General features: G+C 40.6%; 24 protein-coding genes. 13 read left to right on the plus strand and 11 right to left on the minus strand.

Annotated features, from left to right (window positions below; genetic code table 11):
- Nucleotides 1-108: 108 nt before the first annotated feature.
- From R9C00_11725 to ribD, 5 genes are all read right to left on the minus strand, one after another.
- Complete coding sequence (locus tag R9C00_11725) at nt 109-816, minus strand: ABC transporter ATP-binding protein (protein WPO38121.1); 708 nt, start codon at nt 814-816, stop codon at nt 109-111.
- A gap of 102 nt (nt 817-918) precedes the next feature.
- Complete coding sequence (locus R9C00_11730) at nt 919-2,070, minus strand: hypothetical protein (protein WPO38122.1); 1,152 nt, start codon at nt 2,068-2,070, stop codon at nt 919-921.
- Nucleotides 2,071-2,074: 4 nt separating this feature from the next.
- Nucleotides 2,075-2,641 (minus strand): TetR/AcrR family transcriptional regulator, encoded by a 567-nt coding sequence (locus R9C00_11735; protein ID WPO38123.1) that lies wholly within the window; start codon nt 2,639-2,641, stop codon nt 2,075-2,077.
- A 160-nt stretch (nt 2,642-2,801) separates the two neighbouring features.
- Nucleotides 2,802-3,338 (minus strand): dCTP deaminase, encoded by a 537-nt coding sequence (dcd, locus tag R9C00_11740; GenBank protein ID WPO38124.1) that lies wholly within the window; start codon nt 3,336-3,338, stop codon nt 2,802-2,804.
- Nucleotides 3,339-3,602: 264 nt separating this feature from the next.
- Nucleotides 3,603-4,631 carry a bifunctional diaminohydroxyphosphoribosylaminopyrimidine deaminase/5-amino-6-(5-phosphoribosylamino)uracil reductase RibD gene (gene ribD, locus R9C00_11745; protein WPO38125.1) on the minus strand — a complete coding sequence of 343 codons (1,029 nt, stop codon included), beginning with the start codon at nt 4,629-4,631 and terminating at the stop codon, nt 3,603-3,605.
- An 86-nt stretch (nt 4,632-4,717) separates the two neighbouring features.
- Here ribD and R9C00_11750 point away from each other — a divergent pair, with 86 nt between their 5' ends.
- Nucleotides 4,718-4,999 (plus strand): YiaA/YiaB family inner membrane protein, encoded by a 282-nt coding sequence (locus R9C00_11750; GenBank protein WPO38126.1) that lies wholly within the window; start codon nt 4,718-4,720, stop codon nt 4,997-4,999.
- A 102-nt stretch (nt 5,000-5,101) separates the two neighbouring features.
- On the opposite strand, the gene eno is transcribed toward R9C00_11750, so the two are convergent.
- Nucleotides 5,102-6,385, minus strand: coding sequence for a phosphopyruvate hydratase (gene eno, locus R9C00_11755; protein ID WPO38127.1), 1,284 nt, complete (start codon nt 6,383-6,385; stop codon nt 5,102-5,104).
- Nucleotides 6,386-6,623: 238 nt separating this feature from the next.
- Nucleotides 6,624-8,537, minus strand: a complete 1,914-nt coding sequence (locus R9C00_11760; protein WPO38128.1) for an ATP-binding protein — start codon at nt 8,535-8,537, stop codon at nt 6,624-6,626.
- Between the two features lie 308 nt (nt 8,538-8,845).
- Here R9C00_11760 and R9C00_11765 point away from each other — a divergent pair, with 308 nt between their 5' ends.
- The 6 genes from R9C00_11765 (at nt 8,846) to R9C00_11790 (ending at nt 14,528) form a co-directional block, all read left to right on the plus strand.
- Nucleotides 8,846-8,989: a hypothetical protein gene (locus R9C00_11765; GenBank protein WPO38129.1), complete on the plus strand. Its 144-nt coding sequence runs from the start codon at nt 8,846-8,848 to the stop codon at nt 8,987-8,989.
- A 75-nt stretch (nt 8,990-9,064) separates the two neighbouring features.
- Nucleotides 9,065-9,982, plus strand: coding sequence for a zinc ABC transporter substrate-binding protein (locus R9C00_11770; GenBank protein ID WPO38130.1), 918 nt, complete (start codon nt 9,065-9,067; stop codon nt 9,980-9,982).
- A 30-nt stretch (nt 9,983-10,012) separates the two neighbouring features.
- On the plus strand, nt 10,013-10,804 hold the full coding sequence (locus tag R9C00_11775; GenBank protein ID WPO38131.1) for a metal ABC transporter ATP-binding protein: 792 nt from the start codon (nt 10,013-10,015) through the stop codon (nt 10,802-10,804).
- Nucleotides 10,805-11,453: 649 nt separating this feature from the next.
- On the plus strand, nt 11,454-12,755 hold the full coding sequence (locus tag R9C00_11780; protein WPO38132.1) for an iron chelate uptake ABC transporter family permease subunit: 1,302 nt from the start codon (nt 11,454-11,456) through the stop codon (nt 12,753-12,755).
- Between the two features lie 10 nt (nt 12,756-12,765).
- Complete coding sequence (locus R9C00_11785) at nt 12,766-13,656, plus strand: metal ABC transporter permease (GenBank protein WPO38133.1); 891 nt, start codon at nt 12,766-12,768, stop codon at nt 13,654-13,656.
- An 89-nt stretch (nt 13,657-13,745) separates the two neighbouring features.
- Entirely contained in the window at nt 13,746-14,528 is a 783-nt protein-coding gene (locus R9C00_11790) for an IS5 family transposase (GenBank protein WPO38134.1), read from the plus strand.
- Between the two features lie 30 nt (nt 14,529-14,558).
- Here the strand turns inward: R9C00_11790 and R9C00_11795 are convergent, their stop codons facing one another.
- Nucleotides 14,559-15,470 (minus strand): hypothetical protein, encoded by a 912-nt coding sequence (locus R9C00_11795; GenBank protein WPO38135.1) that lies wholly within the window; start codon nt 15,468-15,470, stop codon nt 14,559-14,561.
- 344 nt (nt 15,471-15,814) lie between these two features.
- Between R9C00_11795 and R9C00_11800 the strand changes: the two genes are divergently transcribed.
- The 3 genes from R9C00_11800 to R9C00_11810 all read left to right on the plus strand — a co-directional run bounded on the left by R9C00_11800 (nt 15,815) and on the right by R9C00_11810 (nt 18,495).
- Nucleotides 15,815-16,450, plus strand: a complete 636-nt coding sequence (locus R9C00_11800) for a DUF1080 domain-containing protein (protein WPO38136.1) — start codon at nt 15,815-15,817, stop codon at nt 16,448-16,450.
- Nucleotides 16,451-16,485: 35 nt separating this feature from the next.
- Entirely contained in the window at nt 16,486-17,457 is a 972-nt protein-coding gene (locus R9C00_11805; GenBank protein ID WPO38137.1) for a sugar phosphate isomerase/epimerase, read from the plus strand.
- A 126-nt stretch (nt 17,458-17,583) separates the two neighbouring features.
- Nucleotides 17,584-18,495 (plus strand): diacylglycerol kinase family protein, encoded by a 912-nt coding sequence (locus tag R9C00_11810; GenBank protein ID WPO38138.1) that lies wholly within the window; start codon nt 17,584-17,586, stop codon nt 18,493-18,495.
- Here the strand turns inward: R9C00_11810 and R9C00_11815 are convergent.
- Nucleotides 18,492-18,833 (minus strand): hypothetical protein, encoded by a 342-nt coding sequence (locus R9C00_11815; GenBank protein ID WPO38139.1) that lies wholly within the window; start codon nt 18,831-18,833, stop codon nt 18,492-18,494. The two genes, R9C00_11810 and R9C00_11815, sit on opposite strands and share 4 nt — an antisense overlap.
- A gap of 238 nt (nt 18,834-19,071) precedes the next feature.
- Between R9C00_11815 and R9C00_11820 the strand changes: the two genes are divergently transcribed.
- The 3 genes from R9C00_11820 (at nt 19,072) to R9C00_11830 (ending at nt 20,617) form a co-directional block, all read left to right on the plus strand.
- Complete coding sequence (locus R9C00_11820; GenBank protein WPO38140.1) at nt 19,072-19,239, plus strand: hypothetical protein; 168 nt, start codon at nt 19,072-19,074, stop codon at nt 19,237-19,239.
- A 230-nt stretch (nt 19,240-19,469) separates the two neighbouring features.
- Nucleotides 19,470-20,048, plus strand: coding sequence for a hypothetical protein (locus tag R9C00_11825; GenBank protein WPO38141.1), 579 nt, complete (start codon nt 19,470-19,472; stop codon nt 20,046-20,048).
- Nucleotides 20,049-20,149: 101 nt separating this feature from the next.
- Nucleotides 20,150-20,617 carry a hypothetical protein gene (locus R9C00_11830; protein WPO38142.1) on the plus strand — a complete coding sequence of 156 codons (468 nt, stop codon included), beginning with the start codon at nt 20,150-20,152 and terminating at the stop codon, nt 20,615-20,617.
- A 57-nt stretch (nt 20,618-20,674) separates the two neighbouring features.
- On the opposite strand, the gene R9C00_11835 is transcribed toward R9C00_11830, so the two are convergent.
- Complete coding sequence (locus R9C00_11835) at nt 20,675-22,831, minus strand: BamA/TamA family outer membrane protein (protein WPO38143.1); 2,157 nt, start codon at nt 22,829-22,831, stop codon at nt 20,675-20,677.
- Nucleotides 22,831-23,001 carry a hypothetical protein gene (locus R9C00_11840; GenBank protein WPO38144.1) on the minus strand — a complete coding sequence of 57 codons (171 nt, stop codon included), beginning with the start codon at nt 22,999-23,001 and terminating at the stop codon, nt 22,831-22,833. The genes R9C00_11835 and R9C00_11840 overlap by 1 nt, the downstream gene beginning before the upstream one ends.

Consider the following 23,001-nt stretch of genomic DNA (forward strand, 5'->3'; position numbering starts at 1 on the left):
TGGCGCGAGCGTCTCGCTCGTGCCGAATATACTTTTAAGCGTCCCGCTTGAATTGACCTTAAGTAGCCGTATCAATTTAACAAGCAACAAGCAACAAGCAACAAGCAACTAGGAACTAGCCACCCCCTCCATTATCTCATCTTTTACCACCTTTCCATCTTCCAAGTGGACAATTCTGTCCAAGTATTTCATTACTTTTTCGTCGTGAGTAGAGAAAAGGAAAGTGGTATCCAGTTCCTTGTTAAGCCGTTTCATAGTTTCTATAATGGCATAAGTGTTTTTAGCATCGAGGTTTGCCGAAGGTTCATCGGCAAGGACGATTTGGGGGCGTTTCACCATGGCTCGGGCAATGGCTACCCGCTGGCCTTCCCCGCCCGAAAGCTTGGAAATCTTCTTGTCTGCCATGTCTTGCAAGCCCACCCATTCCAAAGAATCCATCACCGCTTTTTTGCGTTCAGCTTTGGACTTATCTTGGAGCAAGAGGGCAAATTCTACATTTTCGAATACCGTGTAGACCGGGAGCAGGTTATACACTTGGAAAATGAACCCTATTTCCAAATTTCGCAACTTAGCTGATTCTTTGTGGCTCAGCTTCGCCACGTCTTTTCCCGCCACCATTGCTACGCCTTCGGTGGGTTTGTCAAGCGAACCTATGATATTTAGCAGAGTTGTTTTTCCCGATCCACTCGGACCAACCAGGCCTGCAAATTCACCTTTTTCAAACCCCAAGTTGATTTGGTCCAAAGCCGTAAAGTAGCCATCACCCACAGGGAATTTTTTGACTACATTTTCAAGTGAAATTATTTTACTATCCATTGTTTATGAGTTTATAAATCTTTACAACTTTTCATCAAATCTTTATTTGAGTACGGCATTGAGAAAAACCAGAAACTAGCAACCAGTAACAAGCAACCAGCATCAATGATCGAACAAAAGCATAAATCTCACACCCGGTCCTTTCATGTTTGAGGTTAGGGCAAGGTTGTTGTCTTGGATGCCTGTAGTGCCTGAAGAATCAGGTATATAAAATGCCATTACATACGTGGTGATTCGGCTGAATGTATGTTGGTAGTTTAGAAAAAATGAGCCTAGTTTGTTCGTCCAATCGAAGTAGGCAACCGTGGTAAGGTTGTCAAACATTCCCATTGGGTAGGAGAGAGTTGATGCCGTTATATGTGATTTGTTTTCGAGGGCAAAAGCTTTTTCGTCGAGCGAATTTACCAGATGTTCTGCCACTACGTTCAGTCCGTTTCCCAAGGCGAAGGTGTAATCCATTCCCAAATTAAACATGGTGTGGTTGGTAAAAAGGTTCAAGTTCTTGCTTCGGTGAATCCAAGAAGCTTCAAACCATAAGCCTATGCCAATGTCCCATTTTCCATCTAGCCCGTAGCGGTTTTCAGGTATTTGTTCTAAACTGGTTTCTCCCAAAATATCAGCGGCATTTGCCGTGCGATGATGGTAAGTTGCAGCTATTTCCCCATTGGGTACAGGGTATTGGAGCCTTCCTCCAAACTCAGGGCTTTTATAACTTGGAATTACATCCCAGCCTCTTGCGTCGGTTTTCCCATATAGTCCCCAAAGCCAGATGTTTGCATTATTAAGGAAATAATATCTTGCTAAGGCTCCATAAACCCCGTTGGTGAGTTGGAGCGGATCGCGAGGGTCTATTTCATCGAACCACATGAGTGGCCGTAGGATTGCTGCCGACCCAAAGTTGATTTTTTGAAGACCGACCCGCAATTCGAACTGATCTGTTGAATACCTTGCCCAAGCTCGGTAGGGCTGGATATTTGCATCGGTGTTTATGCTGTCCAGCTCGCTAAATGTAGCACTGGCAAACATATTCGCCGACACCTCGTAATCGATAAAGCTGGTAGAATCTATCTTGAATTCTTGGGAAAGCTCGGGGATGTACCTGCCGCCAAAAAGCCAGCTTGGGTCGGCATCTGGGCTGTAGCTGCCGAAGCCCGAAAGCTGTCCCTTGTAGCGAGGCAGGTTCTTTTTTTCTTGCCCCAGTGCGTTGGGTTGGAGAAGGAAAATTAGGATTGCTATGGAGAATAATTGTTTCATTTCTTTAAGCCCTAGGCATAATGCCATAAAAAAACAAGTTAGTCATCTCCCTCGTCAAATCTTCGGGAGGGATGTTCATGGAAGCGAGAGCAGGATTGGAAATCATATTCCTGAGTGCTTCGGTGTACATCGGAATCAAGTTGACGTTGAGGTCTTTTCGTATATCTCCTTGTTCTTGTGCGGTCTTGTAATCTGCCATTATTTTCCCAAGCATTTCTTGTTGCTTGCTGGCAAGGTAGCTTTGTAGCTCCGTATTGTCAAGAGAAATCAAATCATTCAAAAATTCAGTGCTGATATCTTCAGCCATTTTGAGTTTGAGAAAAATAGTTTGTTCGATTTTTTCAGGGAAAGAAATTTCCTTCGCCATTATTTCTTCGTACCAGTCAAAACTGGTTTTATATACCCCATCTAAAACGGTCTTGCAAATCTCTAGTTTGTTAGAGAAATTACGGTAAAAAGTCATTTTACTCACTTCTGCTTTTTCACAGATTTCTTCCACCGTCACCCGCTTGATGCCGAACTTCCAAAATAAGTCTTTTGCGGTCGATATGAGCTTTTCCTTCGCTTTCAATATCCTGTTACTTATATATTATTATGTTACGAAAAAGATATCATATATAAATATACGTAACATATTTGGATTGGTTTATGAAAAGTTTCGGTTTGATACAAAAAAAAGCCCTCTGGAAATTAATCCAGAGGGCTTTTGTATGGGTGAAATCTATATTTATTTAAAACTTCGTCTTCCAAAGCATTGATTCTACAGGCTTTACCGTACGATTGTTGTACTTGGCACTGCTCTTTATATTGTAGTAGTTTTTAATATCACCTTCTACTTTGAAGTATATCAACTGCCCAACTGGCATATCGTAATAAACTCTCACCGCTTGGGTGACAGAAATCTCCAAGGTCCATGTGTTACAGAACCCTACATCACCTTTACCTGCTGTTGCATGAATATCAATACCTAAGCGACCAACACTTGATTTGCCTTCCAAGAAAGGGACATGAGCCAATGTTTCGGTATATTCTTTGGTTACTCCTAAATATAATTTATTAGGCTGAAGAACGAATCCTTCTTCTGGTATTTCAAAAGTGGTGATCTTATTATGTTGCTTTGCATCTAGCACATCATTGTCATAGGTAGCGAGGTACTTCCCCAAGTGCACATCGTATGAATTCGTGCCTAAGCTATTCGGGTCGAAAGGCTCAATGAGGATTTTGCTATTTTTTATTTCTTCTAAGATTTGTTTATCTGAAAGAATCATACTGCTCTATATTTTAAAATACTGTAAGTGACTGTTGGCTGACCCAAATGCCGACTTGGTTAATGGTTCATTTTTATGCACGCTGGCTTAAAAAGTGGGCAAAAATATAAACTTATGAGAACTTTAATGATGGTCACACCTTTTTTGTAAACAATTACTTTGTAAAACCATTATTCTAGTCCATAACTCATAATGCCAGAACATCAAAAGTATACAATTGAAGGCTGAATGGGGCGTTTTGAAGGAAATAATTCGATGAAATTTTTAGAGATTCTGATAAACTTTCAATTCGTCGGTATGAATAGGCTGTTTGCTGATCAGCTTGCCGCTGATACGAGGGGCGGGAATGCCCTCGCCGAACATAGTTTCCGATGTGAAAATCCTTGCCTCATCCCAAAGCCCTTCTTTTATAAGCGAATGGAGAATTTGGCTTCCTCCTTCTACTATTACTGAATATAGCTTGTTTTCATGCAACTTTTCCAGTACTTGTTTTAGGAAGCTTTCTTCTTCAAGCTGAATGTATTTTAAGTTTTCTTGCTCCTCGTTTTTGCTTAGGTTAAAGCAAAGGGTAGGAATAGTCCCATCGAAAAGGTTAAGTTTGGGAGAAAGCTTCATGTTTCGGTCAATCACGATGCGAGTGGGGTTCTTGCCCGACCAATCGCGAACATTTAGGGTAGGATTGTCATGTTTGGCAGTATTGCTTCCAACTAAAATAGCATCTTCTTCAGCTCGCCATTTGTGCACGTACTGCCTTGAGCGTTGGTTACTTATCCATTTGGAGTCGAAGTTTTTTCTAGCTACAAAACCATCGGCTGTTTGTGCCCATTTGAGAATGATATAGGGTCTTTGTTTGGTCATGGAAGTAAAGAATCGCTTGTTTAGCTCCAGCCCTTGCTTTTCAAGTACTCCAGTTATTACCTCAATTCCTGCCTTTTTCAGTTTTTCCAACCCCTTCCCAGCTACCAAGGGATTAGGATCTACGTTGCAAACTATTACTTTTTTAGGTTGATGCTGTACCAAAAGGTCGGCGCATGGCGGAGTTTTTCCAAAATGGCTGCAAGGTTCAAGGCTCACATATACATCGCTTCCTTTTATCTGCAATTTATCTTCTACCGAGTTCACCGCATTCACTTCTGCATGAGGACCGCCGTATTGTTGGTGGTAGCCTTCGCCTATGATAAGCCCATCTTTTACGATTACGCAGCCCACCATGGGGTTGGGGCTTACTGAGCCTATCCCGAGCTTTGCCAAGCCCAGTGCCCGTTCCATATATTTTTCTTCTTCCGAATTCATCTTAGAACTACTATAATTGTCACCGATTGGTAACTTTATTTGTGATACGTTCGTATTAAGAAACTTGTAACCAAACCTTTCTTAGTATGAGCAATATGAATCATGTTGAAAGTAACAATACCAAAGCGTTTTATTCCCTTGCATGGGCATCGTTTGTGATCGCATTTGCAGGTACGGTGGCAGGCTTAGTGTTGTTAGAAGTTTCTTTACCCGTAAAAGGCTTTTTTGCCATGTCGTACATTTTCAGTATTACCGCCTGTTTTACGGTGGCAAAGGTAGTAAGGGACAGGCACGAAAGCGACAGCCTTACCCGAAAAATAGAACATGCCAAAGCGCAAAAGCTCATCAATGAATATGTTGAGCCATAAAAGTATACTTCGAACCTTAACAAACAACTTCCATAAATAAACAAACCCCGCTATTTTTTTAGTAGCGGGGTTCTTTATGTCATCCTTAAAAAAGGTTGATACTTACTTTTTTGGCTGAGGATAAACCGCAACGTCAGCAAGTTCTTCTTCGATTCTAAGCAATTGGTTGTACTTAGCCATCCTGTCAGAACGAGACATTGAACCCGTTTTGATCTGACCAGCGTTGGTCGCAACAGCGATGTCAGCGATGGTAGAATCTTCAGTTTCTCCAGAGCGGTGAGAGATAACAGCAGTCCATCCGGCTTTGTGTGCCATTTCGATAGCAGCAAGCGTTTCAGAAAGCGAACCGATTTGGTTTACTTTGATAAGGATAGAGTTAGCAGCTTTTTCTTTGATGCCTCTTTCTAAGAACTTAACATTGGTAACTAAAAGGTCATCACCAACTAGCTGGCACTTGTCACCGATTTTTGCAGTAAGCAAAGTCCATCCTTCCCAGTCGTGCTCAGAGCAACCATCCTCGATAGAATCGATTGGGTATTTCTCAACTAGCTCAGCTAGGTAGTCAACTTGCTCTTCTCGAGATCTGATAGAACCAGTTTCTCCTTCAAATTTCTTGTAATCGTATTTGCCATCTACATAGAACTCAGAAGATGCGCAGTCAAGACCGATTTTTACATCTTCAGATGGCTTGTAGCCAGCTTTCTCGATTGCAGTTATGATGCAGTCAAGTGCTTCTTCAGTACCGCCAGAGAAGTTAGGTGCAAACCCACCTTCGTCACCTACTGCAGTGCTAAGTCCTTTGTCGTGAAGGATTTTTTTCAAGTTGTGGAAAATTTCAGCGCCCATTCTCAAGCCTTCTGAGAACGTTGGAGCACCTACTGGGCGGATCATAAACTCTTGGAATGCGATAGGTGCATCCGAGTGAGAACCACCGTTGATGATATTCATCATTGGAACTGGCAATACGTGAGCGTTGCAACCACCGATGTACTTGTACAAAGGAAGACCAGCCTCAGCTGCTGCTGCTCTAGCTACTGCCAAAGAAACGCCCAAAATAGCGTTAGCACCTAATTTTGATTTGTTCTCAGTGCCGTCAAGTTCGATGAGGGTTTTGTCGATAAGGTTTTGTTCGAATACAGGGAAACCGAAAAGCTCCTCTGCAATAATTTCGTTCACATTGCTAACCGCTTTTAATACGCCTTTTCCTAAGTATTTTGACTTATCACCGTCGCGGAGCTCTACTGCTTCGAATTCTCCTGTCGATGCTCCTGAGGGAACGGCTGCGCGACCCATTTTTCCATTATCTGTAAGTACTTCTACTTCTACTGTTGGATTTCCTCTTGAGTCTAAGATTTGTCTTGCGCGGATGTCTTGTATGAAACTCATTGTTATACGGTTTGTGTTTGTAAAAAAATCATTCAAATATATAACTTTTTTTATCTAATGTACCCCTTGTCAATATAAAGTCTGTGTTACTTTAAACAGCTTTTGTGAATTAATGGCGGCAGAGTTTGCCAGGTATAAAATACAATGATTAATATCATATGTTCAATCTGACTTGAGCTGTGTTTTAAGCGAGTTTTATTCAAGTATTGGCAAGAAAAAAAGCATAAAAAAATTCAAATTATATGCTCATCATCTCAAGCTTGAGGTCAATTTCTTGGTTGAGCTTGTTGAAGCTATCCAAGATGCTTTTGGTTATGACTTCTTTTGCGGTGCTGTGCAATTCTTTGCTCATTAACTTGTTGAGTTGGGCGAGTAAATCGATCAATTCTTTTTGGTGGAGCATCTCTAGCAAGGGGCAGATTTGTTTGAACGCACGGCTGTAGTTAGCAGTGTTGTTTTTGTTTATCGCATCTAGTAATTTGTTGCGGTGTTCCTCTAGGTCGATGATCGAATTTTCCAACAGCCTGATTACTGCACTTTCCTTGTAGGCACAGAGTTTTTCTATTTTTGAAAAGTCGACCTGTTTCTTATAAATATTTGTCTGGCACAGGTTTTTATTCGTAGTTGGGTTAGATACGTTTTCTTTGAGCCATTTGGCAATCATTAGCTTGAGGGCATCGGGACGGAAAGGCTTGAGGAAATGGCTGGAAAACCCAGATGCTTGCATTTTGAAAATTTCCTCATCAGTAATTTCTGCTGTCAATGCCAAAATAGGTAAGTCTTGTGTGAAGCCGAGTTCCATCTCTCTAATGCGCCTAGTGGTTTCAAAACCATCCATTCCGGGCATTTTCAAGTCCATCAATATGAGGTCATATTTCTTTCCAGAAATCTTTTCTATGGCTTCAAGTCCACTGGTGGCTGTTTCTAGGTCAATATTCCAACTGCTTGTATAGCCCTGCAGTAGCATGTGGTTGATGGTTACATCGTCCACGTATAATATACTCGCACTGGCAATACTGGCAGATTGGAGGTCTTCATCGTTGGTTTGAACTTTTTCGAAAGGCAGTTGTACGTTGAACGTAGTGCCTATGCCAAGCTCGCTTTTGAGGGAAATTTCTCCTTTCATCAGGTGGACGAGTTGCTGGACGATGGCTAAACCGAGACCTGTTCCCCCAAACCTGCGGGTGGTGTCTTTTCCTGCTTGGCTAAAAGCTTCAAATATTTTTTTGTACTGTCCTTTTGGGATTCCTATGCCTGTATCTTTTACTTGGAAGAAAAGTTTGTATTTACCATCATCGGCACAGTCAGGTTCATCTACTTGGAGGGTTACAGAACCCGATTCTGTGAATTTGAGTGCATTGCTGAGCAAATTATTGAAGATTTGGGAAAGCCGGGTAGGGTCTCCATAAACCTGATCGGTCACTTTGTCACTTATCTGGAAATTGAGCTTGATTCCTTTTTCCATTGCCTGAATTTTATAGATCAATTCTGTTCGCTTCAAGAACTCATACAGGCTGAAAGGGATGTGTTCAAACACTACTTTGCCTGATTGTATCTTGGAAAAATCGAGTACATCGTTCACCAAGTTGCGAAGGTTTTCTCCCGAAGACCGCAAGGCACTCAATAGTTTTATCTGATCTTTCCGAGGGTCGTTTTTCAAGAGCAGATTGCTCAAACCTAATATGCCATTGATCGGCGTCCTTATTTCGTGGCTCACGGTGGAAAGGATATTGGCTTTTGCCTTTAGGTTTTCCTCATTAGGTCTATTGGCAGGGCTGTTCACATACGATTGAAGAAGAGCTTTTATTACTTCACCTATCGAATTTGCTTCTGATATACCTTTTTTTGTGGTGTAAAAAATAAAGAAATCGAGTTGTGATTGAGCTTGTATATAGGTAAATGAACCAGGTAGTTTGAGTTCGGTGTCTTTTTCTTTAGTTGCTTTTTGCAGCAGCTTAGGGAAGTTTATATCCGTGGCATGGCTGCATACCGTGCTGAATTCTTTGTTGGAATTGACTTTTACAAGAGAAAAGGCTTCTATGTTAAAGATGGTTTTGAGGGCGCCTTCAAAAATGCCTATTGCTCCTTGCTCATCTTTGCAGGTGAGCAAGTTGTTGATGGATTTGAATGCTTTGTTAGCTAGATGTTCCATATATTGCTTTTGGCTATAGGGATGATCTTATGCAAAAAAGAAGTTCCTAGTTTCTAAGCATCTCTGCCCACTTTAAGTGGGTTTTTAGCAGTCTCAAATCTAAACAGTTTTATATCTACAGCTAGATAAGGAAATTTTTGCTCAAAAACAAGTTGAATATTGTTATTTTATAGGTAAAAGACCCTTTCAAAAAACTGATTTTTAGCAATAATTAAGATGTATATAAAAAAAAGTTTAGATAAGCCTAAAAAAGTAGTTATATTTGTTCGCCTGTCCAAGGTGTGGTAGCCTTGGTCAACGATCACATTATGAAGTGGTTCAAAGCTTTTGTTTATAAGCGAAAATGGAAATATTTTTACTTAGATGACCGGGACGCCGACCGGGTACTTTTTGAAGGGAATAGCAGCCGCTGTGGAACATGTGCTATTTACGAGGAAAGTAATGAAATATAAGATAAAACAAATCTTTTGAAGCCTGAAGAAATAACTTTAAACAATTTCTATCATTGAATCATAAATACAAAAAGAATGAACAGACTTTTTAAACTTCTTTTTTGGACATCTCTATCATTTGCCATTATTTCTTGCGAAAGCAAACCACAAGAAAACAGAGAAGGGAAGCTATATATAGTAACCACTACAGGTATGATAGAAGATGCCTTGAAAAATATAGCTGGCGATTTGGCGGAAGTGGAAGGGCTGATGGGACCAGGGGTAGACCCACACCTTTATAAGCCAACTCCTGGAGATCTCAAAAAACTGAGAGAAGCAGATGTGGTTTTTTATAGCGGCCTGCACCTAGAAGGGAAAATGAACGATGTGTTTGAGAAATTTGGCAGGACGAAGCCAGTCTTTCCCGTTTCGGACGGAGTAGATGAAGAGCGCTTGCTAGGGATTGAAAGTGGTGTGCACGATCCGCATATCTGGTTTGATGTGTCTATTTGGAAAGATGCTGTTGCCTATGCTGCCGTAAAACTGGCTGAGGTGGACAAGGGAAACGCTGCAACTTATAGAGCAAATGCGGAAAAATATGTGAGACAATTGGTAGAGTTGGATACTTGGGTTGGGGGGCAGATTGCCACCGTTCCTGAAGAAAGCAGGGTGCTAATTACCGCACATGATGCTTTTTCGTATTTTGGGAAAGCTTATAATATTGAGGTGAGAGGCTTGCAAGGCATTTCCACTTTGTCGGAGTTTGGCTTGAAAGACATGGGTGATTTGGTGAGTTTTATTTCTGAAAATAAGATAAAAGCGGTTTTTGTAGAATCTTCTGTACCAGCAAAGTCTTTGGAAGCGGTAGTGTCTGGCTGCCAAGAGAGAGGGCATGATGTGAAAATAGGAGGGACGCTTTATTCGGATGCGATGGGCGCTGCAGGAACTCCAGAAGGCACCTACATCGGGATGGTGAAAGCAAATGTGAATACCATTGTTGGATCATTAAAATAGGTCTGTTTTAGATCAGCAACCATAAGAAATATGGAAGAATTAAAAAGAGAAGACCGAGCGCTTGAGCTTCACAACCTAACGGTTACGTACGATAGCAAACCTGCTGTCTGGAATATCGATTATAAGTTGCCGAAAGGAAAACTGATTGGGATTATTGGGTCGAATGGCTCTGGGAAAACAACCATGCTGAAGTCTATAATGGGTTTGGTGAAACCGAGTAGTGGGTTTGTGAAGGTTTTTAATAAACCTTTGGTGGCCACGCGCGAAAAGGTGGCTTACGTCCCTCAGCGCAAGTCGGTGGACTGGGAATTTCCCGCAAGTGTGTTCGATACTGTGCTGATGGGCAGGCTCAATAAGAAGAAACTGTTTTCTAGGACTTCTGCCAAGGACAAAGAAATTGCCTTGGAGTGCATAGCCAAGGTGCAGTTGGAGAAGTTTAAAAATAGGCAAATCTCGCAGCTTTCGGGTGGTCAGCAACAGCGGGTGTTTATTGCAAGGGCCTTGGCACAAGAAGCGGAGTTATACCTACTGGACGAACCTTTTGCCGGAGTAGATGCGGCAACGGAAAATTCCATAATGGATTTGCTAAAGGAAATGCGGGACGAGGGAAAAACGATCATCGTTGTTCACCACGACCTTCAGACTGCTCCCGAGTATTTCGATTGGTTGGTGATGGTAAATACAAGGCTTGTGGCGGTGGGACCGGCCGAGGAAGTATTCAATGAAGAAAACCTGAACGATACCTACGGTGGGAGATTGAACATACTCGCTAAAGTTGCTGACCTCATGAAGCAGTTCAAGCACCCTGTAAGGGAGAAGTAAGTCTGGTTACTGGTTTCTGGATGCTAGTTACTGGTTATCCCAATGCCGTAAATTACATTACCATGAAGAGTTATAAAAATTTAGTTGTTTTAAAAATTCACCATTAACGGATTTGAGTGAAGCTTATAATACACTTGGAAAGAAGTTGAACAAATTTATTCAATAGACTATATCACGGTTTGCGGCATTAAGTACACTGTAAACTAAATAACCGAGTTTTTTAATGATGCTTATTGTTTTGATTTTTAGACCCTGCTGACAGTTACTAGATGCTAGTTGCGGGTTACTAGTTTCAACTAAGTAATGAGTTGATTAACTGTCTTTTTCTTAAAAAGGGAAAGATTTTTTTTAAGAAAAAACTAGCAATCGCAGCGGCGAGCCGTCAGCAACAATCAATTACAGTGGCAAATCAACAATAGGCTTATTTAAAAAACACGAAAACTTAGTTTACAAGGTATTAAGGATGTTTCTGAAAAAAAATCAATAGACGGGGTTTTTAAGCCCCGTTTGGAAGCAAAAACGGTATTGGCTTTAGCCTAAACTAAACTTTAAGCCAAGAAAGTTTATGCAGACTGGACCGTGATAAACTCTAATATGTAGAAACGAAATGGAGGTCAACTAATAATTGAGCAACTGGCAACAGGTAACTATGGAAGACTTTACAAATTTTTTCTTGTTAAAAGACCCGAACGTGCGCTGGGTACTACTGGCGGTCGTGCTTATGAGCGCTAGCTCTGCGGTGACGGGTTGCTTTACTTTTTTGCGGAAACGCGCCTTGGTTGGCGATGCTATTTCCCACGCTATTTTACCTGGCATTTGCCTGGCTTTCATCATCACCCAGACTAAAAACCCTTTTTTCTTACTCATAGGAGCATTTATTAGTGGTTGGATTGGGCTAATGACGATTGATTTTATAACCAACAACACACGTCTAAAAACAGATGCAGCCCTAGGTTTGGTGCTTTCAGTTTTTTATGGGTTCGGGGTGCTGTTGCTTACTTCTATCCAAAACAGCGGCAATGCTACCCAAGCGGGGCTCGATAAGTTTTTGTTTGGAAAAGCGGCATCCATGATGCAAGAAGATGTGATTGTTTTTGCTTCTTTCAGTTTGGTCTTGCTGGTAGTTGTAGTTGTGTTTTTTAATAGTTTTCGGCTTGTTATTTTCGATAGAGAATACGCCATTACCCGAGGAATGCCTGTCAAGTTATTGGAAATGCTGTTATCGGTGCTCACCGTTTTTGCCATTTCTATTGGAATTCAAACTGTTGGGGTTGTGCTAATGGCAGCATTGCTGATTACCCCGGCAGCCGCAGCTCGCTACTGGACGGAAAAGCTAATGACCATGGTTGCACTCAGTGCTGTTTTTGCCGTAGTTTCGGGTATTATCGGTACATATGTTTCCTATTCTGTCCCCAAAATGCCTACAGGGCCGTGGATTGTGACCGTGCTTTCACTGCTCACCATTTTCTCGGTGTTGGTAGGAAGGAAAAGAGGTGTGTTGGCTGCTTGGGTGAAAAAACGGAAGAACAAACGCAAAATGATGCGGGAGAATATCTTGAAAGCCCTTTATCATATAGATGAAATAAAAGGGGACTTTAACCAATGGCGTACCTTAGCAGAGATTCGTAACAAGCGATGGATAGAAGAAGAGGATATGAAAAGGGCGGTGAGGCAATTGAAAAGAAGGCATTTGCTTGAGACAAAAACTGGAGGTTGGGCAAGGTTCACGCCCGAGGGGATAGAAGAAGGCAGGCGAATAGTGAGGGTTCACCGCTTGTGGGAAATGTATCTTTCTCGTTATATGCAACTTCCTGCCGATCATGTTCACGAAGATGCAGAGGCAATCGAGCACATTATCACTCCAGAAATTGAAGCAGAACTATTGAGCAAGTTGGATTACCCGCTCATGGATCCGCACGACAAACCTATTCCTTATAACTCTACGAATTAACTAAGTACTCATGGACGGATTTTGGATTATATTGACTGGCTCTTTGGTGGCAGGAAGCTGTGGCTTGCTGGGTTGTTATTTGTTACTTAGGAAAATGACGATGGTGGGCGATGCCATTAGCCATGCAGTACTTCCTGGAATTGTGCTTGCTTATCTTATTTCTCAGTCCAGGGCTTCGCTGGCAATGTTGATAGGCGCTGCCTTTTTTGGGGTATTGGTTACTGTATTGATAGAAGTATTGAACAAAAACGGTAAGCTCCAAGAAGACGCCGCCATCGGTGTTTCCTTTACCTGGCTCTTCGCCATCGGCGTGATTTTGATCACCATGTTCGCAGGCAAGGTAGATCTGGACCAAGACTGCGTGCTATACGGGGAAATTGCCTACGTGCCCCTCGACACGTGGATGTTGGCTAGCGGGAAATCCTTGGGACCCATAACAGTTTGGGTACTGGGGGCTAATTTTCTGGTGATCTTAGCTTTTATCATCATTGGCTACAAAGGGCTGTTGCTTACTAGTTTCGACTCCCTCCATGCTGCGGCCTTGGGTATTTCCACCGCTTTTTGGCATTACTCCCTCATGGGAGCAGTTTCGCTCACCACGGTTCTTTCCTTCGAGTCGGTCGGGGCAATTATGGTTGTTGCCTTTTTGGTAGGGCCTCCCGCCATCGCATTTCTTCTCACCGACAATTTAAAAGTGATGCTAGGGATTTCCGTGGCAGTAGGCATTGCCTCGGCTACAACGGGTTATTTCCTTGCGGTTTGGATAGATGGGTCTATCTCAGGAGCAATGGCTACAGTAATTGGCGTGTTTTTCCTTTTGACCATGTTTTTTAGTCCAAAAAAAGGGATATTGAAGCAGCAGTTACGAAGGGGAAAAGTGGAGCAGCATGTGGAGGGGTAAATAATTGGTTAGTTTTTAATAAGAGCATGTTTAAATTTTGAAAAGAGCCGGGCAGGCTAAAACTTTGTAGTGACGAAACAACAAAGTTTATGGAAACAGGATATACCCGCTTGACCTCCCGGCAATGGCAATATATAAAAGAATATCTTCCCGTGGAAAGGAAACGCAAATATGACCTCAGGGACGTGGTGGACTCGATCTTGTACTGCATGCGCAGCGGACAGCAGTGGCGCAGCCTCTCGGGCGAGGGACGCCCTCCTTGGAATGTGGTATACTATTATTTCCGCAAGTGGCAGGGGGACAACACGCTTTTTCGGCTGAACGCGGCACTCAACCAACTAGAGCGCAAGAGGAAGGGCAAGAAGGCGACCCCGAGCATGCTTTCCATTGATAGCCAGTCGGTAAAGTGCGCGCCTTTTATCGGGCAGGACACGGGGCTGGACGGCAACAAGAAGGTGAACGGGAGAAAAAGGCACGTCATCACCGATACGCTCGGGCTGGTATGGGGAGTGGTCGCCACTGGCGCCAACGAGCATGACGGCACGATAGGGCAACGGGTGGTGGAGCCCCTCTTGGGCTACCTGCACAGGATGGAAAAGATCCTGGCAGACCAGGCCTATAAAAAGAAGTTCACCGGATGGGTAGAGGACAACATAAGGGGCGTAGAGGTCGAGATATCCTCTTGTCCCCCAACCCCCAGGGGCTTTGTGCCCATCAAGTGGAGATGGGTCACCGAGAGGACATTCGGCACGTTCAATTTCTTCCGGAGGCTGTCCAAAGACTATGAAAAAACTACCAAAAGCCAAGAAGCTTGGGTTTTATGGCAAAACTGCCAAATAATACTTAATAGGATCAAAAAAATGCCTATTTAAAATTTTTAAACATGATCTAAAGTACATAGTTCAAAGTATGTTTGAAGAATAACTTTTTTCCACATTTGGATGAATTTTGTTTTTGTCACTTAAAAAATCAAAGTATTCTAATAGATCAATTGAAAAAAACACCTTATTTAAATGATTAGAATTGTTATCTTCATTGATTAATTCAAAGTATTGGATTGACTTGCTTTTATTTGAACTTATTTCTTTAAAAGAATCACTAAGTACTTTTTTGTATTTGATACGATCAGAGTGTGTTGCTTTTTTTATTTCTTTATAAATTCTGATAAAGCAAGATATATATTCTCTGATATTAGGTCTTAAATCTATTTTGTTATTAGAACTTGTTTTTTGAGCTTCTTGTAAAATACCTTTTTTAAAAGATTTATCCTCAGATAAAACATATAAATCCAAGAGAAGCTTAACTGTCATTCTTGAATAAGACTCATGGTTTTCCTGGGTTGTCTTTCCACTATAAGAAATGATATTTATAGGTAATTTAGCATGTTGAACATAGTTTCTAAATTCCTCTAAAAATCTATAGCTAAAGTATTTATCATATTCTTGTCTTCTTATTTGTTTGAATAGCCTTGGAATAGTTTCTTTATCATAAAATTTTGATAGGCTATGACTAGTGTGGTCTAAAAAAAGTCTTGTTGAAGTTAATAAGTTTATGATTCTCCTGTCCATTTTCAGCCTATCATTCATCATATCAATATGTTTTCTTATACCCCGGACTCTTGAGTATTCACAAATAGATAAAATCTCGGTTTCATATTCTAAATAATTATCTATGACAAGTGCAATTTTTTCTTCTAAATCAATTGAGAATAAAAAGTAAGCTTTAGCTTTTTTTAAATCTTCATATATCCTTTCAGGGATTTCTTTTTCTTGTTCTTTAAGTTGAGAATTATACCATCTTAATTTGTAAACCATATTTTTTTGAGTAAATATAACATTGAAAATAATATATTTAATAATAATTATTGCTGACCTATTTTAGAAGTTATTTGAGTTGTTTTGTTCAAAAAAGTTATAAGGTATTTATTACCTGATTGTTTATAGAGGTTAGTTTAGGCTAAAACCAAATCATTTTTCCTTTGAGCGGAGCTTTTAAGCCCCGCCTAGTTTAATTGATATATACGTCCTTTAGATAGGATATTCGATCATAATTAAATGAAGTTTTAGCAAAAAGTTTAAATCAGTTCATAGTAAGCACATTTGGAATTCAGCAATGTTTGAATGTAAATTGAGCCATCGGAAACATAAAACAAATGAAGATGAAAAAACACAAAACCCTACTTAGAGTGGCGGCTTCGCTACTGCTCATTTCTATTTCTAGTTTTACATTAGTTTCTTATTTATCCCCTTCCCAAAAATCACCTGTTTCTATTTTCAATGGAAAAAACCTAGACGGCTGGAAAATCTACGGCACAGAAAAATGGTACGTGGAAGATGGCCTGTTAGTTTGCGAAAGTGGCTCTGATGAACAGTACGGTTATTTGGGTACGGAGAAAAGCTACAAAGATTTTGAGTTGACCTTGGAGTTTAAGCAAGAGGCGGACGGAAATAGTGGCGTGTTTTTCAGGTCTTCAATAGAAGGGACAAAAATCAGCGGTTGGCAAGTAGAAGTAGCCCCACCCAACCACGATACTGGCGGTGTGTACGAGTCGTATGGCAGAGGTTGGCTGCACCAAATCCCAGACGAAAAAGAAGGTTTCTTGAAATATGAAGAATGGAACGAGTTGAAGGTTCGGGTGAAAGGGGCAAAGGTAACTACTTGGCTGAATGGAAATAAGATGGTGGACTTTGAAGATGAGAAAATAGGAAAAGCTGAAGGTTGCATTGCCCTTCAGATTCACGATGGAGGAGGGATAAAAGTCCGTTGGAGAAATATTATGGTGAGAGAGTTCTAAATGCGTGTACGAACTATACGAATAACAAATTAACAATGAAGATGGAATTAGAAGAAAGAAGAAGTTTTTTGAAGAAATCGGCTTTAGGAATTGCTGGAGCTACTATGCTCCCCTCGTTCTATACGGGGGCTTTTGCAGCTAACGGTGCGACAAGAAAATATAGCCTATGTCTCGATACTGGCTCTGTTGGGGTGAGCGGAAGCATGGAGGAAATTTTAGATTATGCCATTAAATACGGGTTTGAGTCGATAGGGGCGAGTGCTCAGCAACTTGCCGAAATGAGCGAGAAGCAGCTGAAAGCCTTGCTTAAAAAGATGAAGAAAAACAACATCTCTTGGGGTACATCTGGCTTGACGTTTAACTTTAGAAATGACTTAGAAGCTCACAAAGCTGGCATGAAAGATTTTACTAAATATACAGCAGCACTCGAAAAAGCGGGGGTAACCCGTATGAGTACGTGGATTTTGCCCGCCCACGACAGCCTGACCTATACCCAAAATCTAAAGCTTCATGCCGATAGGGTTAGGGAAATAGCAACAGTACTAGGCGACCATGGAATCAGGTTTGGGCTGGAGTACGTGGGACCAAAAACATTTTGGACTTCAAAAAGATACCCATTTGTTCATTCGATGGCGGAAACAGGTGATTTGATAGCGGCCATAGGGAAAGATAATGTGGGGTATGTATTGGATAGCTACCATTGGTTTTGTGCCGAGGAAAGCGTGGAAGATATTTTGAAATTATCGAACAAAGACGTGGTTTCTTGCGACCTAAACGATGCGCCTGATGTACCGCTTTACGAGCAGAAAGACTTAGTGAGGGCATTGCCTATGTCTACAGGTAAAATTGATGTAAAAGCCTACCTCGATGCATTGATCAAAATCGGTTTTGATGGTCCGGTACGGTGCGAGCCATTTGACAAGAAATTAAATGCGATGGAAAATGAACCCGCACTTGAAACTACTTTCAAATCGATGAAAAAAGCATTTGATTTGGTTGATAAATAAGGGTGAGAATTTTATTGAAATTATGCTAAGCTATTGGGTATTTATTGACCTAATAGCTTTTTTTGAACCTTTGATAAAGAGTTTAGTTCAAAAGAAGATTGATTTTCTGATTGGCAAAAAAAGTATATGAAAGTTTTAATGGTAAACAACCCTATTTCTGGGGGGAATGATAAATCTGTTTTTTTGGATGCTGCCAAGAAAATGGCTCATTATTATGGTATAGAGCTGGTTGTTTTTAATACCACCGGGAAAGATGATATTGAAAAGCTAAAAGGCGCATTAGAAAAAGAGCAACCCGACAGAGTAGCTTCGGTAGGAGGGGATGGTACATCTCTTATGACAAGCGAGGCACTTATAGGCTCGGAAACCCCATTTGGGATCGTTCCTTTTGGTTCTGCCAATGGGATGGCCAAAGAGCTAGGCGTTGACAAAGAGCCGATCGATGCCTTTCGGGATATTCTTGTTTCCCAATTAATTATACCCCTTGATTTGGTAAAAGTGAACGATGCCCATCATTTGCTGCACTTGGGCGATGCTGGAGCCAATGCGTATATGGTGGAAAAGTTTAGCCAAGAAGAGGGAAGAGGTTGGCTCGGCTATGCAAAGCATTTTATTGAGGCTATCAAAAATGAAGAGAAGTTTAACGTGCGGATTTTTGCCGAAGGAGAATGGCATGAGCATGAGGCGTATTCCATTATTCTGGCAAATGCGCGGATGTACGGAACAGGGGTGATAGTGAATTCAAAGGGAAATCCACACGATGGTTATTTTGAGATAATAGTGATTCAAAAGTCCGATTTGTCTGGATTGGTAAACCTTGGGATATCTAGCATAACCAAAGAGTCGGTAGATGCACTGGAGAGCTATCATACTTCTTATAAGGTAAAAGAAGCAGAGATTCAATTTGAACATCCTCGGCTTTTTCAGCTGGATGGAGAGGTGATGGGGGAGTTGTCCAGTATAAAAGCTCAAGTTCTGAATATTCCTCTTAATTATATAACTACAGCAAACAATTCATTTATTGGAGACCTCGCTTAGGCTAATTTCTCAAGTACTAAGTAGTCTTGGTTTTTATTTCCTCCTTTTATTACACGGCCATTAAATTTTACTTTTTCTGATTTTTTATCTTCAAACTGAACGTACTTATCAAAATCAATTACTTTGCTTTTTGCTTCTTCTTTCTTTTCAGGAGCAGCTTTCTTTTTTAAGAACAGTCCAACAGCTAAAAATACTGAGGCAAACATGAATCCTAATGATAGAATCGCCATTATTTTGGTGAAATAAGGAGCATTACTGCTTTCCATAGCAATAGTAGAAGTGAATGCCGCAAGGCTTAAAAGAATGATGGCTGAGAAAAGATAAGTAACTTGTTTCATGGCTTTTAGCTTTAATGTTTAAGATATACCACTAAAGTAGCCTCCCAGACCGTACGCTATTTACGGTCTCCATATTTCTTCCAAATTAATACAACCTATCTCCCTATAAGACGTTAGTTACAAAAATGTTAAGAATCAAACTGGTTAACATTTGTTTAAGCGGATGTGCGTACTTTTTCTTCGGAAAGTCGTATATTTTCACAGTTAAATATAACTTCATTAACTATCAATTACACTCATGGAAAAAGATCTATTTGCTTTAAGTCCAAGTCAAGCTGTAACTAGAATTAGAGAATTAATGAACAAACAAGACTACGAAGGCCTCGAGTCATTTGAGTCAGACGAGCTAGATGAGCTCCAGTACATCTTCTCCAACCAATTGGAAGACTACGACCTCGACTACTAGTAGCTAAGGCTACATATCAGTAGATCCACCAAGAGGGCAAAGCCGCTTTTTGAAGCTTAAGTTTTGCCATAGGGCTTTGTCGCCTCTACCCAAATTGATGCAAGAATGTATCAGATAGGAATACTCACCCCTTTATAAATCCTAATTACCTCCTTTTTTAACTTATTCCCTATTGCTTTTCTATTTTTGCCTCGGATTTTATATAAAACAAGATCTTTTAGGCAATATCAATGGATGAACTTACCAAAGAAGGATTTTCTCGATTAGAATATCTCATTATTTTCTTTTCAATTTTGTACGGTTATGTAACTATTAGTTTTATCAACCATTTGGCTGAATTGCTGAAAAAGCATACCCAGCTAAAGTTTCATTTCGTTCCTTTAGCTTGGATATTTTTGTTTTTCGGGCTTTTGTTTTCATCTTGGTATTCGAGGTGGGGAATGATAGATATTTCGCTCAAAGGTTTTCACCACTTTATAGTGCTCACCCTCCCCGTTTTGATAATGACTGTGATCAGTTCCCTTCTAAGTCCTCCCATTCCTAAGCAGGGAGAAACAATTGATATGTACGGGTTCTTTGCAAAGAATAGAGTGATGTTTTTTGTGAGTTTTTCTACTTATTCCTCTTTCGAACTTATTTCAGGTTGGATATATGATACTATTCAAGAAATAAGATTTTGTGTATTGTTGTTTTACACAGTTTTGTTTGTATTGGGCTTGTTATCAAAAAACAAAAAATACCAAACACTTATAGCAGCCATTTCGGCAATAGTTTTCATACTTGTTTTTTCAATTTTAGAAAAAATTTGAAATTATGTTATGCTAATATAGAAAGCCGCTCTTGAGTACTAGATTTAATTCTAGACTTCTTACTTTAGTGCTTTATTATTAACCCTAATTTTTTTTGAAAGATGAAAAAACTGATCCTGACACTAGTAATGGTTATCCCTTCTCTATTTGCGTATTCCCAAACAGATGAAGACTATTTGGCTTTGATGCAGCAGACGCTCAAAACAGAGAAAAAAATGATTATTTCTGAGATAATGGAGTTGAGCGATGCTGAAGGTGAAGCATTTTGGCCTATTTATAATGAATATGCTGAAAAACTTCAAGTGCTTAACACGCAAGGAATGGGAGTTGTTAAAGATTTTGCCAAGCACTTCAATAATATGACTGAAGAAGTGGCTAATGATTTGATAAAAAGACAACTTGCGAATGTGACCTCAGTGGATAAACTTAAAAAAAACTATGTAAAGAAAATGATGAAAGTTCTTTCACCACAGAAAGTTATTCGCTGGTACCAAGCTGAAAACAAAATTGACTTGTTGGTTGATTACGAATTAAGCTCAGAAATTCCTTTGTTGGAAGTGAATGACTGATTTTAGGACGGGACAGAAGAAGAAAAAAAGGCGCGGCATCTGTTGCACCTTTTGGGCTTAGAATGGATAGCCTATAGCTATATTTAGAATCAAGTTGTCCTTTCGCCAATCTTTGTCCAAAGGGTTTATTTCCTTGATCTCCCAACGATCATATTCAGCTCTGGCAGGGTTTCGCAGAGGAAAGGCGAGGTCGAATCTTAGCACAAATAACGAAGCATCTAACCTTAGCCCAAAGCCTGTGCCCAAAGCTATTTCCTTATAAAAGTCGGAGGTGAAATTTGCTCCATTCCGTTCGTCAGCGGCATTGTATAGCCAAATGTTTCCAGCATCTACAAACACAGCTCCTTTTATCATGCTATATATGTCAAAGCGGTATTCCACATTTGCTTCTAGTTTGATATCACCTGTTAGGTCAATTTTGTAGAGCAATGAATCGGGAACTACATAGCTGCCTGGGCCGAGGCTTCTGGCTCTAAATGCACGAATGCTATTGTTACCACCTGCATAATATTGCTTTACATAAGGGATGGTTGAAGAATTGCCTATAGGTGCTGCAACACCGGCAAATAGCCTAGTAACTAGCTTGTTCCGTTCGTTGATGCTGAAATAATACCTTGGATCTACGCTGAGTTTTACAAACTGCGAATAAGGTGTTCCAAATATGGAGAACGGGTTGTTGGGAGATGGTTCTGTATCACTTATAGCGGACTGAACCATGTACAGCAAGTTGCCCGATAAATCTATCCTTCCCTCAAAAAAGAAAGACGTCCCTGAATTTTTCTCTAGCTGGTTTGTGTAGTTGTACACGTAATTTGACCCAATAATAAACTGTTCCTCGTAGGTTCTTTTGAGCAATGGGTTTTCCTCCAACAATTCTCTAAACTTATCGGTGGTTTCTCCAAGCACAACCGAACTTATGGAGAGTGGGTTAAATTCATGCGTTGTTGTAATCGTTTCCCTCCATCTGTAGCCAAATGAAGTTGTGAAGGAAGTCATGCTAAAAAGGTTGGTTCTTATTAAGCGTTCCAAACTGGCTTTTATCTGGGTATTTGGTACATAGTTTTTGGAAAGACTAGTGATTTTGAAAGGAGTTATAAACCGTGGAATAGTAAGGGAAGCCGTGAAGTTTAAGCCTATCGAATTTACATTGTCTTCCACGTTTCCACCATATTGAGTTTCGAAAGATGAGCCGAAACCGAGGTTCAGCATTTCCCCACCACCCATCAGGTTCCGGCTTCGGTAATTGAGCTGGAGACCGGGACCTGCAAAACTATTCGACTTTGCCACTAGTCCTAGCTCTGCCGAAAGCGATTTGCTTTTTTGTGGGACTAGCATGATATAGGTGTCCATGTTATTGGAAGAGTCGGGCTGTGCAAACCGGACATTTACAAAGCTAAAAGTCTGTAGTCCATTGAGCCTGTCGATAGTTCGGGTGTGTTCACTTCTTTTGTAAATACTTCCTTTTTCTAAAAAAACATTATCCAATATGATCTCGGGGCGGAACATATCACTTTTGCGAATGTATTTATACGAGCCAAGTTGAAGGGTATCAATACTATAACTAGCTTCTATTGTATCTTCATTTATCTCATTCAACTGGTATTCGGGGTTCACATATGTATCGCCTAAAGTGTATATTTCTTTGGCTTGCTCGGGTACATCCTTTTTTAAGCTAAGGTAAACGTTAGCCAAATGGTTGTTGCCAACTGTAGTGTCCACTTTATAATGCATAAAATCCGCATTAAAATAATAGTACCCTTTGTCTTTGATCAGCTTTTCAATACGTATGAGCTCTTCGGAAAGGGCGTCCATATTGAATTGTTGCCCTTTCAAAAGGGTGGTACCTTGCTGTGTAAGGCTTATTTCTTCAGTGATACTTGTGGAGTCGGAAGGGTAGTGGATTTCATTGAAGAAATAAGGTCTTTTTAGCTCTACTGTATAAACTACCTTCCCAGTTTTTTCCTTCTCAACTATTTCAAAACTGGCTTTATTTAATAGATAGCCATTGTTGTATAGCTTTCTTTCTAAGTTGAGCTTGACTCTTCCCGGTGTTATATTTTCCAGTAGCACAGGTTTACTGCCTATTTTTTCTTTCAAAAAGTTGACAAAGGAGTTTTTCTTTTTTGGTTCGGGTAAAATGTTATAAAGCCAGGCTAGAGGGCGAGATCCTAATATCTTGAGATTGGGGGTGGGAGTAAGTTCCTCCCTTAGCATTACCTCAAACTTTTTTTTTTATCTTCAAAACCGATTGTTTTTACCTGAAGCTCGGCACCAGTATAAAGCTTTTGCCCCTCTTCTAGTTGCTTCAGCGTGGAGCAGCCCGTGAGGCTAAAAAGCGCTTGGAAAAGTCCGATACTTAAGATTAGTCGAATGAAGTTTTTCAA

The sequence above is a fragment of the Flammeovirgaceae bacterium SG7u.111 genome, assembly GCA_034044135.1.
In the GTDB taxonomy this organism is placed as follows: Bacteria; Bacteroidota; Bacteroidia; order Cytophagales; family Flammeovirgaceae.

Excerpts from the sequence above, each read along its gene's own strand:
- R9C00_11820 (WPO38140.1), top strand. The coding sequence starts at position 19,072 with ATGGAAAAAGATCTATTTGCTTTAAGTCCAAGTCAAGCTGTAACTAGA.
- eno (WPO38127.1), bottom strand. The coding sequence starts at position 6,385 with ATGAGTTTCATACAAGACATCCGCGCAAGACAAATCTTAGACTCAAGA.
- R9C00_11785 (WPO38133.1), top strand. The coding sequence starts at position 12,766 with ATGGACGGATTTTGGATTATATTGACTGGCTCTTTGGTGGCAGGAAGC.
- R9C00_11790 (WPO38134.1), top strand. The coding sequence starts at position 13,746 with ATGGAAACAGGATATACCCGCTTGACCTCCCGGCAATGGCAATATATA.
- R9C00_11775 (WPO38131.1), top strand. The coding sequence starts at position 10,013 with ATGGAAGAATTAAAAAGAGAAGACCGAGCGCTTGAGCTTCACAACCTA.
- R9C00_11765 (WPO38129.1), top strand. The coding sequence starts at position 8,846 with ATGAAGTGGTTCAAAGCTTTTGTTTATAAGCGAAAATGGAAATATTTT.
- dcd (WPO38124.1), bottom strand. The coding sequence starts at position 3,338 with ATGATTCTTTCAGATAAACAAATCTTAGAAGAAATAAAAAATAGCAAA.
- R9C00_11800 (WPO38136.1), top strand. The coding sequence starts at position 15,815 with ATGAAAAAACACAAAACCCTACTTAGAGTGGCGGCTTCGCTACTGCTC.
- R9C00_11810 (WPO38138.1), top strand. The coding sequence starts at position 17,584 with ATGAAAGTTTTAATGGTAAACAACCCTATTTCTGGGGGGAATGATAAA.
- R9C00_11750 (WPO38126.1), top strand. The coding sequence starts at position 4,718 with ATGAGCAATATGAATCATGTTGAAAGTAACAATACCAAAGCGTTTTAT.
- R9C00_11805 (WPO38137.1), top strand. The coding sequence starts at position 16,486 with ATGAAGATGGAATTAGAAGAAAGAAGAAGTTTTTTGAAGAAATCGGCT.
- R9C00_11830 (WPO38142.1), top strand. The coding sequence starts at position 20,150 with ATGAAAAAACTGATCCTGACACTAGTAATGGTTATCCCTTCTCTATTT.
- ribD (WPO38125.1), bottom strand. The coding sequence starts at position 4,631 with ATGAATTCGGAAGAAGAAAAATATATGGAACGGGCACTGGGCTTGGCA.
- R9C00_11825 (WPO38141.1), top strand. The coding sequence starts at position 19,470 with ATGGATGAACTTACCAAAGAAGGATTTTCTCGATTAGAATATCTCATT.
- R9C00_11835 (WPO38143.1), bottom strand. The coding sequence starts at position 22,831 with ATGCTAAGGGAGGAACTTACTCCCACCCCCAATCTCAAGATATTAGGA.
- R9C00_11725 (WPO38121.1), bottom strand. The coding sequence starts at position 816 with ATGGATAGTAAAATAATTTCACTTGAAAATGTAGTCAAAAAATTCCCT.
- R9C00_11780 (WPO38132.1), top strand. The coding sequence starts at position 11,454 with ATGGAAGACTTTACAAATTTTTTCTTGTTAAAAGACCCGAACGTGCGC.
- R9C00_11730 (WPO38122.1), bottom strand. The coding sequence starts at position 2,070 with ATGAAACAATTATTCTCCATAGCAATCCTAATTTTCCTTCTCCAACCC.
- R9C00_11770 (WPO38130.1), top strand. The coding sequence starts at position 9,065 with ATGAACAGACTTTTTAAACTTCTTTTTTGGACATCTCTATCATTTGCC.
- R9C00_11815 (WPO38139.1), bottom strand. The coding sequence starts at position 18,833 with ATGAAACAAGTTACTTATCTTTTCTCAGCCATCATTCTTTTAAGCCTT.
- R9C00_11760 (WPO38128.1), bottom strand. The coding sequence starts at position 8,537 with ATGGAACATCTAGCTAACAAAGCATTCAAATCCATCAACAACTTGCTC.
- R9C00_11795 (WPO38135.1), bottom strand. The coding sequence starts at position 15,470 with ATGGTTTACAAATTAAGATGGTATAATTCTCAACTTAAAGAACAAGAA.